Raw genomic sequence first — 14,316 nt, forward strand, 5'->3', positions numbered from 1 at the left:
CTTTATTAGTATTGCCAGTTTTCCGGGTCAATACCTAATTCTCGCATCTGCTGTTTTGCTTCTTCCGGAATCTCATCACTTCGCTCTTTCATCAAATCCTCATCGGTTGGAAGTGGTTGCCCGGTAAAAGCATGTAAAAACGCTTCACAAAGTAATTCGCTGTTTGTTGCGTGCCGTAAATTCTTAATTTGACGGCGAGTACGTTCATTCGTCAGAATTTCTAACACTTTAATTGGAATCGAAACGGTAATCTTCTTTACCTGTTCGCTTTTTTTTCCGTGTTCTGCATAAGGGCTGATATATTCGCCGTTCCAATTTGCCATTACTCATTACTCCTATAAAAGTGATGTTATTGTAATCAAATCTGAACTATATCGCAATCTAGACGTCTAGATTTCTATCCTAATTTTTATTGGTGTTTTTTCTATCATCAGGCTAAAATAGCCAAAATCCTTTTTATGAGATTAAAGAATGAAATTAAAATATATTGCATTACTTAGTAGCGTGCTTGTTATCAGTGCCTGCTCTTCCTCAATAGATCCCGCAACGGGTGAGCGTAAGGATCCACTAGAAGGTTTTAACCGTGCTATGTGGAAAGTAAACTATGAATACTTAGATCCTTATGTCGTAAAACCTGTTGCCAAAGGTTGGCGTGATTACGTACCAAGCCCAATTAAAACAGGTTTAGTCAATGTCGCAAACAACCTTGATGAACCGGCAAGTTTTGTGAACCGTTTACTTGAAGGTGAAGGTAAAAAAGCGATGATCCACTTTAACCGATTCTGGATCAATACTGTCTTTGGCTTGGGTGGTTTAATTGACTGGGCAAGCTTAACGCCGGATTTAAAACAAGAAGGTTCTCGTGAATTTGGGGATACAATGGGCAAATACGGTGTAGGAAGTGGTGCTTATATTATGGTTCCCGGCTATGGTGCAACAACACCTCGCCAAGCAATTGGACGTGTTGTTGATAATACTTACCCAACACTATCTCTTTTAACGACACCATGGTCAATTACGAAATTTGTCGTGCAAGGTGTTGATACACGAGCAAGATTATTGGACCAAGACGCATTATTACAACATTCCTCTGATTCGTATGTTACCTTCCGTGAAGCCTATTTCCAAAACTTAGACTTTAAGATAAATGATGGAAAAGTAGAAGATAACAATAACGGTAAAGAAACGTTATCTGAAGAAGAATTGAAGAATATTGACTAAATTACCTATTCTTTATTTAAGAAATAAATGGGGAAGCCACATTTGGCCTCCCCACTTTTTAAAGTATATTGCAAATTTTTACGCTATTTCTACCGCTTATAACCAGCTAAAACTCGTATCTCAAACCTACATTAAAATTCCGCCCCGGAGCTGTGTAAGTATCAGCATTAGTCACAGAGAGACTTGAGGCATTCGGTCCCCCAGTTGCTGCTGATGAGCCCCGTACAGCGAAATAGGAAATATCTGCCCAGTTCCAATATTTCTTATCAAAGAGATTATTCACATTAGCTGTTAAAGTCAACGCTTTAATCGGTTTCCAATATACACCTAAATCGATAAGATTAACTGCCCCAGTTGGATTGTAAATCGTTCCATTGATATCTTTATCCGCTTTAGCTTTAACGTGTGTAAGTTGAATATTTCTATTCTTCAATATGTTTATGCCCTTCATCCAAATGAACGAAGTTGACTAAATCGTCTGTACTGACTTGGAATGCTTGTCCAAAGCCTTTAACAAATAACCCTTTTTCTGGCTTGAAGCAGAAAAGCTTGAAATCTTCCATTTTAGCTAAATTAGAGATCGTATCGCCATGGCGCGCTTTAAGGGCTTGAATAGCTTCTTCCCATTCTGCACTATGGCGTTCAACCATACGCACTGATGAATCAAAGGTTAAACGACGACGAGCAAAAATCTCACGGCTTTGGCTCTCATCTTCAATTAACATGAGCGAAACTTTAGGCACTTCAAGTAAATTCCGTGCATGGCGGGCAATGGTTGAAATCAGCACTTGATATTCGCCATTGTGAATAACAAAAGGCGCATAGCTCACATTTGGATTGCCTTCGGCATCAACGGTAGAGAGCAAAATAGTTTTCATCTGCTGTTTAAATGCCTGAATTTCAGGGCCTAAACGATTTTGTAACGCTTCTTGACGGTTAGTTTGTGACATAGTAACTCCTTTAATTAAATGCTTTAAATTTTTCGACTTGTTCAGGGAATAATTGGCGTTGCTCATCTCGTCCGAGATAAACTTTGAAAATGGTCTGTCCGTTGTGAGCAATAAAGGCAATGTTATAGCTTTCTTTGCCACGGAAAGGCAGGCTAACGAAAGCGATGTGCGCAATATTGTCTAGTTTTAAATGTCCATGAAGTGCGCCTTCTTCATCTTTCATATTTAAGTTGTAATAACCACGTCCAAAGATACCGCTTGGAAAACGGTCTTTGATCTCAAAAATCGAGCCTTCTTTCTCAATAATGGTAGTAAATGTGCCCCATTGGCTGATTTCAGTGAGAATTTCTTCCGCTCGGCTCGCATCAAACAATTTGACGAACGTTTTAGGTAACGAAATTAGAATATGCCCTTCAGGCTGTTGTAGCTGTTCTGCGATCTCTAAAGTAATCGCATTCGGATTTTGTGCTAAATAATCCGCAACTTGTTGTGACAGGTTTGTCATTTTGTCTCCTTTTATTTATTCATTTAATAGCAAAATTGGAACTGTGGGGTTTGGGTGGCATAGTGGGGCAGTGTTTTAATGTCTGCCTTGTACCATTTCTTAATCAGAGCTTCTGTCAGTACATCTTGCGGCTTTCCTTGTGCCTGAATCTGCTTGTCTGCCAGTAATAAAATGTGATCACCATAAAGAGAAGCGAGATTCAGATCGTGCAAAATGCAAAAGACCGTCAGTCCTTTTTCCGTACAAAGCTGTTTCATTAAGCGTAAACATTGCTGTTGGTGGTAGAGATCGAAAGCAGATGTTGGCTCATCAAGAAACAGCAGCTGGCCGTGCATCTCTTCTGCCCAAAGCTGTAATAATGCCCTTGCAAGTTGAGTACGTTGCTGCTCGCCACCAGATAATTGGCGGTAGGCTTTATGGCGTAGCGATTGACAATCGGTAATCTCAATCACGGTTTCAAGCCATTGTTCAACTTCTTGTTTACGGCGATGATAACCGCCCATACGGATCACTTCTTCCACAGAAAACGGGAAATTCAGTTGGCTATGTTGTCGCATTACCGCACGTTGCTGAGCCAGTTCTACGGGGGAATACTCGCTAAGTGCCTTTTGGTTAAACTCACAATGTCCTTGAGCTTTTACATAGCCTGATAAAATTCGCATCAGAGTCGATTTACCCGCACCATTTGGACCAATAAGCACGGTTAATTGTCCTTGTGGCACGTGAAACGAAATATTTTGCAAAATCGGTTGCTGTTGTAGCTGGAAAGAGAGCTTTTCAACCACTAACAAGCGGTCAGATTCTAAGAATTTTTTGCAACTCATCGGCTTCCTTCCTTATAACGAACCACTAACCATAAAAAATAGGGCGCACCGATAAGGCTAGTTAGCATACCGACAGGCAGCTCAGCTGGAGCAATCACAGTTCTGGCGATGGTGTCGGCGATTAACAGTAAAATTGCGCCACATAAAGCGGATGCAGGTAAAACCCAGCGATGATCCGCCCCTAATTTGAATCGAACTAAATGGGGAATTACTAAGCCGATAAAGCCAATCGCTCCGCTTACCGCAACCGCAGCCCCAACCAGTAATGCGCCTAATAGAATGAGCTGTTTTTTTAAGCGAATGACATTAACGCCTAAATAGTGTGCTTCTTCATCACCGAGTTGTAATAAATTAAGTTGTTTTGCCAGCAGTAGCGAATAACAAGCGGTCGGAATAATGACAAACATTGCAACGAAAAAAGGTCTCCATTGTGCTTGTCCAAGGCTTCCCATTGTCCAAAGGCTAAATTGGCGTAGCTGTTGATCGTTACTTAAATAGGTCAAAACGCCGACTGCGGCAAAACAAAGGGCATTGACGGCAATGCCCGCCAGTAATAATTTATTGACAGAAGCGTGTGAGCGGTAACTTAAAGCATAAATCAGCGTTGAAACGATCAAACTCCCGATAAAGGCTGCGACCATTGTGCTGTAAAGAGCAAATTCCGTGGGTAATAAGCTAGGAATTAAGATCGATAACCCGACTGCCAAAGCAGCACCACTATTTACCCCGATTAATGCAGGATCTGCCATCGGATTATGGAAAAGCCCCTGAAATAGCGAACCCGATAATGCAAGGGCTAAACCGACTAAAATAGCCAATAAAATACGGGGTAAACGAATATTGAGCCAAATTTGCCATTGACTATCATTGATTTGGCTATGCCAAAGATCGTGCCAAGTCAAAGACAATGCACCGATATTTGATGTGATTAACATTGCGACCAGCAAAAAGATCAACAAGCCGATTAACCAAACCGCACGGTTAGCCATTATTTTTTTACCTGTTCAGCAGCTTGGCGAAGTGTTAAAAGGGCTTTGGGCGTGGTTAAACCAAAGGACATAAAGGCAATATCTTCCACAATCACAAGCTGTTTATTCTTGCCTGCATTGGTATGTGCAATACCAGGGAGTTCCCACACTTTTTCGGTTGAGCCTAAACTTTGAATACCTAAACGAGTCATCACGATTAAATCAGGATTTGCCGCAATCACGCCTTCTTGTGAAATCGGCACAAAGCGGACATTATTTCCCATTGCATTTTTAGCACCGATTAATTTAATCGCTTCATCGGCTACGGTATCTTTCCCAGCCACTGTTTGATTTGCTCCTGCACGATTTAGCACAAACAAAATGCGAACATCTAAAGGCGAATTGGGAATGGCTTTAAGCTCATTTGCAAAATTTTCAGCTAAAGTGACCGCTTGCGTTTGCTTGCCAAGGCTTTCGCCCACTTTTTTGATTTTCTCAACCACATTTTTAGCACTGTATTTAAACGGAATGGTATCTACGGTTATCCCTGCGGATTTCAGCTGTTCCAATACGATTGATGGTTGTGCGACTTCGGTTGCGATGACTTTGGTCGGTTTTAATGCCAAAATCCCTTCGGCATTGAGTTGACGCATATAACCAATATCAGGCAAGGCATTAACTGCTTGTGGGATCATGCTGGTACTATCACGACCGACTAAATGTTGCTCGGCATTTAATGCATAAATAATCTCAGTCACATCACCGCCAATACTCACAATACGCTCTTGTGCCATGGCTACGGTTGATAGTATTACTGTTGAAGAAACGAGAAATAATTTTTTTACGAATTTCATATCAACCTCCTTTTTGTTGATAATAATTCGTAATTAGATTTAGATCAAGTATTTTATGTTATCGATTTGTTAAAAATAAACGGATAAAGAGGAATGAGAGCCAAATAAAATAGCTATAAAACCCATAAAAAAATCCTGATAAAGCCAATAGCCTTATCAGGATTAGAAACATTGAATCGGAAAAATTACGCTTTCGCTTTTTCTGCCGCTTTCACGATAACTGCAAATGCAGGTGCTTTTAATGATGCACCACCAACTAATGCGCCATCAATATCCGGTTGGGTGAATAATTCTGCCGCATTCGCATCGTTCACAGAACCGCCGTATTGGATAATGACTTGATCCGCAACCGCTTGTGATTTTGCAGCGATATGACCACGGATAAATGCGTGAACTGCTTGTGCTTGCGCTGGAGTTGCAGATTTACCTGTACCGATTGCCCAGATTGGCTCGTATGCAATTACCGCACCGTTAAATGCTTCAACGCCTAAAGCATTGATTACTGCATCAATTTGTTTTGCACATACAGCTTCTGTTTGACCCGCTTCGTTTTCAGCTTCAGATTCACCGATACATAATACCGGCACTAAACCAGCTTTTTTGATTGCTTCAAATTTTTTTGCAATAAATTCATCGCTTTCTTTGTGGTAAGTACGGCGTTCAGAGTGACCGATAATGATATATTTCGCACCAAAATCTTTTAACATTTCAGTTGAAATGTCGCCAGTAAATGCACCTTGCACGTTAATATCAACGTTTTGTGCACCTAAAGAGATGATTTTTTTCGTGCCACAATCGCAACCACAGCTTGCTAATGCTGCTTCCGCTTCTGCTAAATACATTACCGGTGGTGCAATTGCAACATCACAGCCAGTTACGCCATCTAATTCACGTTTTAAGCCTTCAACTAATTCTTTAGTGAATGCTTTGCTACCGTTTAATTTCCAGTTACCCATTACAAGTGGACGACGTGCCATTTTGGTTTCTCCTATTAGATATAAAAAATTAAGCCAATCAAGTGTACCAAATTTTATAAGGTTTCGCATAGCGATTGCGAGTGTTATCTATGATTTATTTGATTTAGCTAAAATTCTCTGGATAAAAACACTTTACTGTATATTAAATCAATAGTAGTATATATACAGTAAATTTTTATTCAGGTGTTTTTTATGCTTACTCAACTGACTATCAATAATTTTGCGATTGTCCGCCATCTTAATCTTGAACTCAACGAAGGCATGTCTGTTATCACTGGGGAAACAGGGGCTGGTAAATCTATCGGAATTGATGCATTAGGATTGTGTCTTGGCTATCGTTCCGAAAGTAGTATGATCCGAAATGGGGCAGATAAAGCGGATATTACGGCAACATTCCAAATGCAGCCTGATAGTCCCGCTTATTTATGGCTTAAAGAACAAGAGTTATTGGATGAAGATAATCCTCACGAGTGCATTTTACGCCGCATGATTAACCTTGAGGGGCGTTCAAAAGCCTTTGTAAATAATCGTCCATTACCCGTTTCTCAGCTACGAGAACTCGGGCAATACCTTATTCACTTAAACGGGCAACATGCGCCACAACTATTACTAAAAAGTGAATACCAGCTAGAAATTGTTGATAACTATGCAAGCATTCAGCCTTATTTAGCTCAAATGCAAACCCAATATCAACAATGGCGCAAACTTCATCAACAGGTTAAAAATTTCCGCCAGCAATGCCAAGAAAATGAAGCGCGCCGACAATTGCTTCAATATCAAGTTGATGAGCTCGATGAATTTGCCATTAAAGAAGGCGAATTTGAAGAAATGGAAGAAACGCATAATCGTTTATCTAATGCAGAATCCCTAACCGAGCTCTCACAATCTGTACTGGATTTATTAAGCGAAGATAGTGTTAATGCTGATTCTCTAATTTATAAAGCCATTCGTCATTTAGAAGATTTAGTTGAAGTGGACACACAGTATCAGTCAGCCTTGGATATGCTCAATGAAGCATTGATTCAAGTGCAAGAAGCGAGCTCTGAAGTACATCAATTAGCTAATCATATCGAACAAGATCCTGAGTTACTCAGCGAGTTAGATGAACGTATAGCCAAAGCAATGAGCCTAGCGAAAAAACATTATGTCTCGCCTCATGAACTTTGGCAACATCATCAAGTTTTACAGCAAGAGCTACAAGCTTTAGTGGATTTTGAAGAGAATGAAGAAAAACTCATTGAAGACGAGCAAAAAGCACATCAGGCTTGTTTAACTCTAGCGGAACAGATTTATCAGCAACGTTTAGCTGCCGCACAGAAACTGGCGGAACAAGTCACCCAGCAAATCAAACAGCTTTCTATGGAAAATGGTGAATTTTTTATTGATGTACAACATGATCCGAAAAAATTAACACCTCACGGCGCCGATTTTGTCGAGTTTAATTTGCGCAGCAATCTTGGGCAAACGGCTCAACCCTTAGCCAAAATTGCTTCGGGAGGGGAGCTTTCTCGCATTTCTTTAGCAGTTCAAGTTTTAACGGCTAATAAACTTTCAACACCAACCATTATCTTTGATGAAGTGGATGTCGGTATTAGCGGTGCCGTTGCAACTACGGTCGGCAAATTGCTCCGCCAGCTTGGTAATAAATGTCAGGTGTTATGTGTAACGCACTTACCTCAAGTGGCAAGCTATGGGCATCACCATTTTAATGTTCAAAAATATGTGCAAGATAACCAAACAGAAACGCAAATGAGCTTACTGTCTGAGAAAGAGCGTGTACACGCCCTTGCTCGTTTACTTGGAGGAAGCAAAATTACCGATGCGGTTTTAGCTAATGCTCAAGAGATGTTAGATTTAGCGACAGCTGAATAATCAAGCGGTTAAGCGATATCCGCTTCAGCTAAGTAATGACCAAAATCAACGGGAATCTTCCATGTTTGCAACAATTTGTTGTCATGTTGCTCTAATTCGGCTAATAACGTAATGGCATCAGCCATACTCCAAGCGGTTGGTTTTTGATAAAATTTTGCAAAAAAATCGGCTAATCCAACCGCTTGTTTGCCGTCCTGTCTTGAGTGCGTAGTAGCGCAAGTTTGAAGAAGCATCAAGAGCAACTGTTGTAAATTTTGTTCACGTAACCCTTTTGGTACGGCACTCATAGAAAGTCTTACTTTACCTTGCCAATTTTTTTCACTGATTTGGAAGCCCCATTTCGCTAGCTCCTCTTTGAGCTGGAACCAAACTGCGCTTTGCTCTTCTTCCAAAGTAAGCGTGAGTGGAATCAGCAATGATTGACTTTCGCCTGATTTAAGTCGCTCTAACCAATGCCACTGCCCCAATTTGGCTAAAGGGAGGAGAAAAAAGCTTTCATGCTCTTTTAATAATGCCGCTTGTTGTTGCACAATCGCTAAAACAGTTGCATGTGAATGAGGAACAGATATCGTTTCCGAATTTAATGGTAACGTTCGTTCAACATGGGTAGATAAGCTTTCGGGCTCCCCCTGCTTTGCCGTATCTTGGTAAAAAATTGCACTGGGCTGATGAAAATCCTCTTTCTCACGCTTTTCTGTTGTGATGAGCTCGTTATACCAACGTTGTGCCGAAGGCGAAGATGATTTTGTTGGAATATGCGATGAAAATGTTGTTCGTCCGCCATTCCTAACAGAATGTCCGTGGTATTTGGTGGAGGAAGTCAGTTGCCCGGCAAAAATATTTTCGCCGGCGGCAGCTCGGTTTGTATCTTGTGAATAAGCAGGAACCGCCTCATGAATTTCATCAACTCGGTTTTCTAGCGTCAAGGCAAGTGGCGCTTGCTGCTGTAATGCTTGATGTACACCTTGCAAAATAAAATCATGCACTAAACGTCCTTGATGAAAACGCACTTCGTGTTTTGCCGGATGAACATTCACATCCACATGGCTTGGGTCTAAATCTAAAAAAATAACAAATGCCGGATAATCGCCTTGTGCAATGCTGTCGCCATACGCTTGACGAATGGCGTGGTTAATGGTTTTATCCCGCATCATTCGCCCATTCACATAGCTATAACATAAATCATTTTGCGTACGAGCAAGCGTTGGCATGCCAATCCAGCCATGCAAATGTAAATCGCCATGTTGCCAATCAATATGAGTAGCTTGCTGAATAAATGCATCGCCACAAATCGCTGCTATACGTTTTTGTTGCTGCTCGACCGAATTATCTAATACCTTACGATATTGTCGAACCACTTTGCCATTATGAGACAAAATAAAGGTAACATGCGGTTTAGCTAATGCAATTCGGCGAATCACCTCATCAATATGCTGAAATTCCGTTTTATCAGTACGTAAAAATTTACGGCGTGCCGGTGTATTAAAAAATAAATTGGCAACCGATACCGTTGTCCCTACGGGATGAGAAGCCGGCTGAATTTCTACCGTCATCTCTCGCCCCTGTGCATAAGCTTGCCACGCCTCAGTCTGACCTTCAGGACGTGAAGTTAATGTTAAACGAGAAACAGAGCTGATACTTGCCAAGGCTTCGCCACGAAAGCCCAAACTCAAAATACATTCTAAATCTTCTAAGGTTGCAATCTTACTGGTTGCATGGCGAGCCAATGCTAAAGCAAGATCTTGCTTAGCAATGCCACAACCGTTATCTCGAATCTTAATCAGCTGAGCACCACCTTTTTCAATCTCAATGTGAATTTGGTTTGCGCCGGCATCTAAACTATTTTCAACAAGCTCTTTAACCACTGATGCAGGGCGTTCGACCACTTCTCCTGCAGCGATTTGGTTAGCTAATTGTGGTGGCAAGATATGAATAAGATTTTTCGTCATATTTTATTGAGAGAATGATTGCAATTTCAAAGATTTTAGCATAATTTGCGAATAATTTATGTTTAGTCAGAAATAGGATCACTTAATGAGTTCACTCACATCAGATATTCTCCAAATCGCACAGCAAGCCAAACTTGCTAGCGTTGAAATGGCTCAATTTGGCAACGTGCAAAAAAATCACGCACTTTTAACCATTGCAGATACTCTAGAAGCACGATCTGCGGAAATTTTGGCTGCCAATGCTAAAGATATTGAGTTTGCTCAATCGCAAAGCATCTCCGCAGCCATTATTGATCGCCTATTACTCACAGAAAGCCGCTTACAAGGCATTGCAAATGATGTACGCCATGTTGCCAAACTTGCCGATCCTGTGGGGCAAATTATTGATGGCGGCGTACTGAATTCAGGCTTAAAAATTGAACGCCAACGCGTTCCTCTCGGGGTTATTCTAACCATTTACGAAGCTCGCCCAAATGTTACCATTGATGTCGCTTCGCTCTGCTTAAAAACAGGTAACGCAGTCATCTTACGTGGTGGAAAAGAGACCAAATTTACCAACGCAATTTTAGTTGAAGTCGTACAACAAGCCTTAGAAACAGCCGGACTTCCTAAATTCGCCGTACAAGCCATTACAAATCCGGATCGAGCATTACTCCTTGAGCTGCTCAAACTCGATCGCTACATTGATATGGTTATTCCTCGTGGTGGTGCCGGTTTACATCAATTCTGTAAAGAAAATTCAACCATTCCGGTAATTGTCGGCGGAATCGGGGTTTGTCACTTATTTGTGGAAAAAAGCGCAGACCAAGACAAAGCGCTTGATGTGATCGCCAATGCGAAAACACAGCGACCTAGCACGTGTAATACACTCGAAACTCTCTTAGTTGATAAAGCGATTGCTGATAGCTTCTTACCAAAATTGGTTGAACGCATGAAATCTCTCGGAGTAACACTGCATACGGATGATTTGCAAAAAAGCGAAGGAATTGAACCGCTTGATCCAGCAAAACTGCGCCAAGAATGGCTCTCGCTGGATTTAAATCTTGTTGTTGTAGAAGGCTTGAGTGCTGCAGTGGAACATATCCGAGAGTATGGTTCCCAACATTCTGAATCCATTTTAACCTCTGACTATCAGCTCGCCCGTCAATTTGTCGCACAAGTGGATGCAGCAGCGGTATACATCAATGCAAGTACACGCTTTACCGATGGTGGCGAATTTGGTTTAGGGGCAGAAGTCGCAGTAAGCACCCAAAAACTCCACGCCCGAGGTCCAATGGGCTTAGAAGCACTTACCACATATAAATGGGTATGTGAGGGAGATTATCTTTCAAGAGCCTAGACGCATACCATTAAAAACGCTTTCCGGAATTAGCTTAAAGTGACTTAAAACCATCTAAAGCTGACGAAAAACCCGACATTTCTGTCGGGTTTACTCTACTTAGCAAACTGTTCCCATTTATCTAAAACAATTGCTTTGGCTTGTTCCGGTGCTAAGCTGTCTAACCACGTTAATTCACTCTGCCAGCTTCGTAGCCACGTAATTTGGCGTTTGGCTAATTGACGGGTAGCACAGATACCTTTGAAAATCGCTTCGTCTAATGAAATTTCGCCTTGTAAATACTCCCATATTTGACGATAACCAACACAACGGATAGAAGGCAGATCAATATGCAGATCCGGACGCTCATATAACTTTTTCACTTCCTCCTCAAAGCCAAGTGCTATCATTTTATGAAAACGTTGTTCAATGCGTTCGTGTAAAACAGCTCGTTCTTGTGGTGCAATGGCAAATTGTAGAACATCATAAGGCAAACTTTCCCCTTGCTCTGCGGTCAATTCCGTCATTGTTTTACCGGTAATGTAAAACACTTCAAGCGCCCGATTGATCCGCTGGCTGTCATTTGGGTTGATCCGTGTTCCTGCCACAGGATCAATTTTTAACAATTCCTGATGAAGTGCTGCCCAACCTTGTTGTTCTGCACGTTGTTCAATTTCTGTCCGAATATTTGGATCTGCTGAAGGCAATGGCGAAAGCCCTTCAATAAGAGCTTTGTAATATAGCATTGTGCCGCCAACTAATAACGGAATTCGACCGCTTGCCGTAATATCCGCCATTTCTTTTAGCGCATCGGCTCGAAAGTTCATGGCCGAATAACTTTCTGCCGGATCTAAAATATCAATTAAACGATGAGGAGCAAGTGCTAACTCAGCTTGGCTCGGTTTAGCCGTGCCAATATCCATGCCTTTATAAATTAACGCTGAATCGACACTGATAACTTCGACTGGCAAGGTTTGACGCAAAGCAATTGCCAAATCGGTTTTCCCCGAGGCAGTCGGCCCCATTAAAAAAATAGCTTGAGGTTTTTTATGCATATTTTGTTGTTCAATTTTCTGTTTGAGTATTGGGTCTTAGTGACATTTCGCCAATCCCAAAAGCATTTATCTCATTGCCCTGTTTCAGCAGTAGCTCTCCCTGTTCGTTTATACCTTGGGAGATACCGTGGATTTCTTGCCCTTCCGTCACTAATTTAACCGCTTGACCGTGAAAAATATCAAAGGATTGCCAACGTTCAACGTAATGAGCAAAGCCTACAAGCGGGTAGATTTTAAGATTTTTTTGCAATTCATAAGCAAGACGACATACCAAGGCATTGCGGTCAAAATGGTAAGCGGAAAGATCAGCCCACGCTTGATTGACAATCTTCTCATCAACCTTTGTCATTCCTAAATTCAAGCCAATACCAATGACCAAATGTACGCCATTTTTATCCACCTTCGTTTCAATCAAAATGCCGCCCATTTTTTTACTTTGGAAATACACATCATTCGGCCATTTAATTTGAATATCCTTTACCCCTTGCGCTTGTAAGCTTTCGGCAATAATCAATGCGACCACAAGACTTAAAGAAGAAACCTGTTCCACTTCTTCCTTAGGATAGTGCCACAAAATCGAAAAATAGACATTTTCACTTTGCGGCGAATACCAAGTTCGCCCCCGTCTTCCTCGCCCGGAAGTTTGACTTTCTGCTAGGCAAACTGAACCTTGTTCTAATTCTTGATAATGATTGAGTAAAAAAGCATTGGTGGAGTCAATTTCCTCAAAAACGAGGGCTTGACCACATAATAATGCCTCTTGAATTTGGGATTGGTTGAGTTTCATTTGCCACCTTAGCGCGTTATCGCTTCGCTATCAATTTCGCCATTTCTGCCCATAAAGCGAACTTCTGGGTGTAATTCCACACCAAATTTTTCACGCACACGTTGGCGAACCGCTTTTGCTAAATGCACAATATCCATCCCCGTTGCATTTTCTTTGTTGATTAAAACCAACGCTTGCTGGGTATGCACCGCGGCGCCTCCCACTTGAAAGCCTTTCAGATCGCATTGATCAATCAACCAACCTGCGGCTAATTTTACACTACCATCAGCTTGTGGATAGTGAGGGATATGAGGGAAACTTGCCTGTAATTGCGCAAAATCTTCCGCACTAATCACCGGATTTTTGAAGAAGCTCCCTGCGTTGCCAAATTCATCAGGGTTTGGTAGCTTGCTTGAACGCACAGCACAAACTTCATCGAAAACTTGTTGTGCCGTTACGCTTTGGGGATCAAATTGGGTTAAAGAACCGTAAGTCAGCACAGGTTTCCAAACTTTAGGTAATTTTAATCCCACCGAAATAATCGCAAAACCCTCTTTATATTCGTGCTTAAAAATACTTTCACGATAACCAAATTGGCACTCATCTTTTGTTAGTCGAGAGACTTCGCCTGTTTGCAAATTTACCACTTCGACAAAATCACACACTTGAGCAAATTCCACGCCATAAGCCCCGATATTTTGGATTGGCGCAGAGCCTGCTACACCGGGAATTAGAGCCAGATTTTCTAGCCCATAAATGCCCTGTTTAAGCGCCGATTGCACTAATGCGTGCCAATTTTGACCGCCTTGAACGTGTAAATAATGGAAATCTTGGTCTTGATGATGAACAAAACCAGTCATTTTATTGATCAATACCACACCAGCAAAATCTTCCGTGAACAATACGTTAGAGCCTTGTCCTAGAAGCAAAATCGGTTGTTTGGCTTGTTTTGCGCTTTGCCACGCCGTTAATAATTGCTCAACGTTCTGATACTCAATAATGCTGTTTGCATTGACCGGCAAATGAAATGTGTGAAAAGGGGTTAAACTTTGCATAA

The 14,316-nt window shown here is 41.5% G+C and carries 15 protein-coding genes; 3 read left to right on the forward strand and 12 right to left on the reverse strand.

Annotated features, from left to right (window positions below):
• Nucleotides 1-5: 5 nt before the first annotated feature.
• A complete protein-coding gene (gene metJ, locus DDU33_RS01160) occupies nucleotides 6-323 on the reverse strand; it encodes a met regulon transcriptional regulator MetJ (RefSeq protein ID WP_005817935.1) in 318 nt (105 codons plus the stop codon).
• Between the two features lie 148 nt (nucleotides 324-471).
• Here metJ and DDU33_RS01165 point away from each other — a divergent pair, with 148 nt between their 5' ends.
• Nucleotides 472-1,221, forward strand: a complete 750-nt coding sequence (locus DDU33_RS01165; protein WP_108922629.1) for an MlaA family lipoprotein — start codon at nucleotides 472-474, stop codon at nucleotides 1,219-1,221.
• A 106-nt stretch (nucleotides 1,222-1,327) separates the two neighbouring features.
• On the opposite strand, the gene DDU33_RS01170 is transcribed toward DDU33_RS01165, so the two are convergent.
• The 7 genes from DDU33_RS01170 to tpiA form a co-directional block, all read right to left on the reverse strand.
• Nucleotides 1,328-1,654 (reverse strand): TonB-dependent receptor, encoded by a 327-nt coding sequence (locus DDU33_RS01170; protein ID WP_244175323.1) that lies wholly within the window; start codon nucleotides 1,652-1,654, stop codon nucleotides 1,328-1,330.
• The gene (gene hutZ / locus DDU33_RS01175; protein ID WP_108922631.1) at nucleotides 1,644-2,171 is read right to left on the reverse strand and encodes a heme utilization protein HutZ; all 528 of its coding nucleotides are present in this window, start codon (nucleotides 2,169-2,171) and stop codon (nucleotides 1,644-1,646) included. The genes DDU33_RS01170 and hutZ overlap by 11 nt, the downstream gene beginning before the upstream one ends.
• Nucleotides 2,172-2,181: 10 nt before the next feature.
• Complete coding sequence (hutX, locus tag DDU33_RS01180) at nucleotides 2,182-2,676, reverse strand: heme utilization cystosolic carrier protein HutX (RefSeq protein ID WP_108922633.1); 495 nt, start codon at nucleotides 2,674-2,676, stop codon at nucleotides 2,182-2,184.
• Between the two features lie 23 nt (nucleotides 2,677-2,699).
• On the reverse strand, nucleotides 2,700-3,500 hold the full coding sequence (locus DDU33_RS01185) for a heme ABC transporter ATP-binding protein (protein WP_108922635.1): 801 nt from the start codon (nucleotides 3,498-3,500) through the stop codon (nucleotides 2,700-2,702).
• Nucleotides 3,497-4,489: a FecCD family ABC transporter permease gene (locus tag DDU33_RS01190; protein WP_108922637.1), complete on the reverse strand. Its 993-nt coding sequence runs from the start codon at nucleotides 4,487-4,489 to the stop codon at nucleotides 3,497-3,499. Before DDU33_RS01190 ends, DDU33_RS01185 begins: the two co-directional genes overlap by 4 nt.
• On the reverse strand, nucleotides 4,489-5,322 hold the full coding sequence (locus DDU33_RS01195; protein WP_108922639.1) for a heme/hemin ABC transporter substrate-binding protein: 834 nt from the start codon (nucleotides 5,320-5,322) through the stop codon (nucleotides 4,489-4,491). Before DDU33_RS01195 ends, DDU33_RS01190 begins: the two co-directional genes overlap by 1 nt.
• A gap of 185 nt (nucleotides 5,323-5,507) precedes the next feature.
• A complete protein-coding gene (tpiA, locus tag DDU33_RS01200) occupies nucleotides 5,508-6,299 on the reverse strand; it encodes a triose-phosphate isomerase (protein WP_005817919.1) in 792 nt (263 codons plus the stop codon).
• A gap of 192 nt (nucleotides 6,300-6,491) precedes the next feature.
• On the opposite strand from tpiA, the gene recN reads away from it, so the two are divergent.
• Nucleotides 6,492-8,171: a DNA repair protein RecN gene (recN, locus tag DDU33_RS01205; RefSeq protein ID WP_108922641.1), complete on the forward strand. Its 1,680-nt coding sequence runs from the start codon at nucleotides 6,492-6,494 to the stop codon at nucleotides 8,169-8,171.
• An 8-nt stretch (nucleotides 8,172-8,179) separates the two neighbouring features.
• Here the strand turns inward: recN and mutL are convergent, their stop codons facing one another.
• The gene (gene mutL, locus DDU33_RS01210) at nucleotides 8,180-10,120 is read right to left on the reverse strand and encodes a DNA mismatch repair endonuclease MutL (protein WP_108922643.1); all 1,941 of its coding nucleotides are present in this window, start codon (nucleotides 10,118-10,120) and stop codon (nucleotides 8,180-8,182) included.
• Nucleotides 10,121-10,205: 85 nt separating this feature from the next.
• Here mutL and proA point away from each other — a divergent pair, with 85 nt between their 5' ends.
• Nucleotides 10,206-11,459 carry a glutamate-5-semialdehyde dehydrogenase gene (gene proA, locus DDU33_RS01215; RefSeq protein WP_108922645.1) on the forward strand — a complete coding sequence of 418 codons (1,254 nt, stop codon included), beginning with the start codon at nucleotides 10,206-10,208 and terminating at the stop codon, nucleotides 11,457-11,459.
• A 95-nt stretch (nucleotides 11,460-11,554) separates the two neighbouring features.
• On the opposite strand, the gene miaA is transcribed toward proA, so the two are convergent.
• The 3 genes from miaA to murB are packed head-to-tail and all read right to left on the reverse strand — an operon-like array spanning nucleotide 11,555 to nucleotide 14,314.
• Nucleotides 11,555-12,493 (reverse strand): tRNA (adenosine(37)-N6)-dimethylallyltransferase MiaA, encoded by a 939-nt coding sequence (miaA, locus tag DDU33_RS01220; protein WP_108922647.1) that lies wholly within the window; start codon nucleotides 12,491-12,493, stop codon nucleotides 11,555-11,557.
• 10 nt (nucleotides 12,494-12,503) lie between these two features.
• The gene (locus DDU33_RS01225) at nucleotides 12,504-13,280 is read right to left on the reverse strand and encodes a biotin--[acetyl-CoA-carboxylase] ligase (RefSeq protein ID WP_108922649.1); all 777 of its coding nucleotides are present in this window, start codon (nucleotides 13,278-13,280) and stop codon (nucleotides 12,504-12,506) included.
• Between the two features lie 8 nt (nucleotides 13,281-13,288).
• Entirely contained in the window at nucleotides 13,289-14,314 is a 1,026-nt protein-coding gene (gene murB / locus DDU33_RS01230) for a UDP-N-acetylmuramate dehydrogenase (protein ID WP_108922651.1), read from the reverse strand.
• Between the last annotated feature and the right edge of the window lie 2 nt (nucleotides 14,315-14,316).

Origin of the sequence: Actinobacillus porcitonsillarum, assembly GCF_003101015.1 — a bacterium.
Lineage (GTDB): Bacteria > Pseudomonadota > Gammaproteobacteria > Enterobacterales > Pasteurellaceae > Haemophilus_A > Haemophilus_A porcitonsillarum.

Excerpts from the sequence above, each read along its gene's own strand:
- hutZ (WP_108922631.1), bottom strand. The coding sequence starts at position 2,171 with ATGTCACAAACTAACCGTCAAGAAGCGTTACAAAATCGTTTAGGCCCT.
- DDU33_RS01195 (WP_108922639.1), bottom strand. The coding sequence starts at position 5,322 with ATGAAATTCGTAAAAAAATTATTTCTCGTTTCTTCAACAGTAATACTA.
- murB (WP_108922651.1), bottom strand. The coding sequence starts at position 14,314 with ATGCAAAGTTTAACCCCTTTTCACACATTTCATTTGCCGGTCAATGCA.
- recN (WP_108922641.1), top strand. The coding sequence starts at position 6,492 with ATGCTTACTCAACTGACTATCAATAATTTTGCGATTGTCCGCCATCTT.
- hutX (WP_108922633.1), bottom strand. The coding sequence starts at position 2,676 with ATGACAAACCTGTCACAACAAGTTGCGGATTATTTAGCACAAAATCCG.
- proA (WP_108922645.1), top strand. The coding sequence starts at position 10,206 with ATGAGTTCACTCACATCAGATATTCTCCAAATCGCACAGCAAGCCAAA.
- DDU33_RS01225 (WP_108922649.1), bottom strand. The coding sequence starts at position 13,280 with ATGAAACTCAACCAATCCCAAATTCAAGAGGCATTATTATGTGGTCAA.
- DDU33_RS01165 (WP_108922629.1), top strand. The coding sequence starts at position 472 with ATGAAATTAAAATATATTGCATTACTTAGTAGCGTGCTTGTTATCAGT.
- mutL (WP_108922643.1), bottom strand. The coding sequence starts at position 10,120 with ATGACGAAAAATCTTATTCATATCTTGCCACCACAATTAGCTAACCAA.
- DDU33_RS01185 (WP_108922635.1), bottom strand. The coding sequence starts at position 3,500 with ATGAGTTGCAAAAAATTCTTAGAATCTGACCGCTTGTTAGTGGTTGAA.
- metJ (WP_005817935.1), bottom strand. The coding sequence starts at position 323 with ATGGCAAATTGGAACGGCGAATATATCAGCCCTTATGCAGAACACGGA.
- miaA (WP_108922647.1), bottom strand. The coding sequence starts at position 12,493 with ATGCATAAAAAACCTCAAGCTATTTTTTTAATGGGGCCGACTGCCTCG.
- tpiA (WP_005817919.1), bottom strand. The coding sequence starts at position 6,299 with ATGGCACGTCGTCCACTTGTAATGGGTAACTGGAAATTAAACGGTAGC.
- DDU33_RS01190 (WP_108922637.1), bottom strand. The coding sequence starts at position 4,489 with ATGGCTAACCGTGCGGTTTGGTTAATCGGCTTGTTGATCTTTTTGCTG.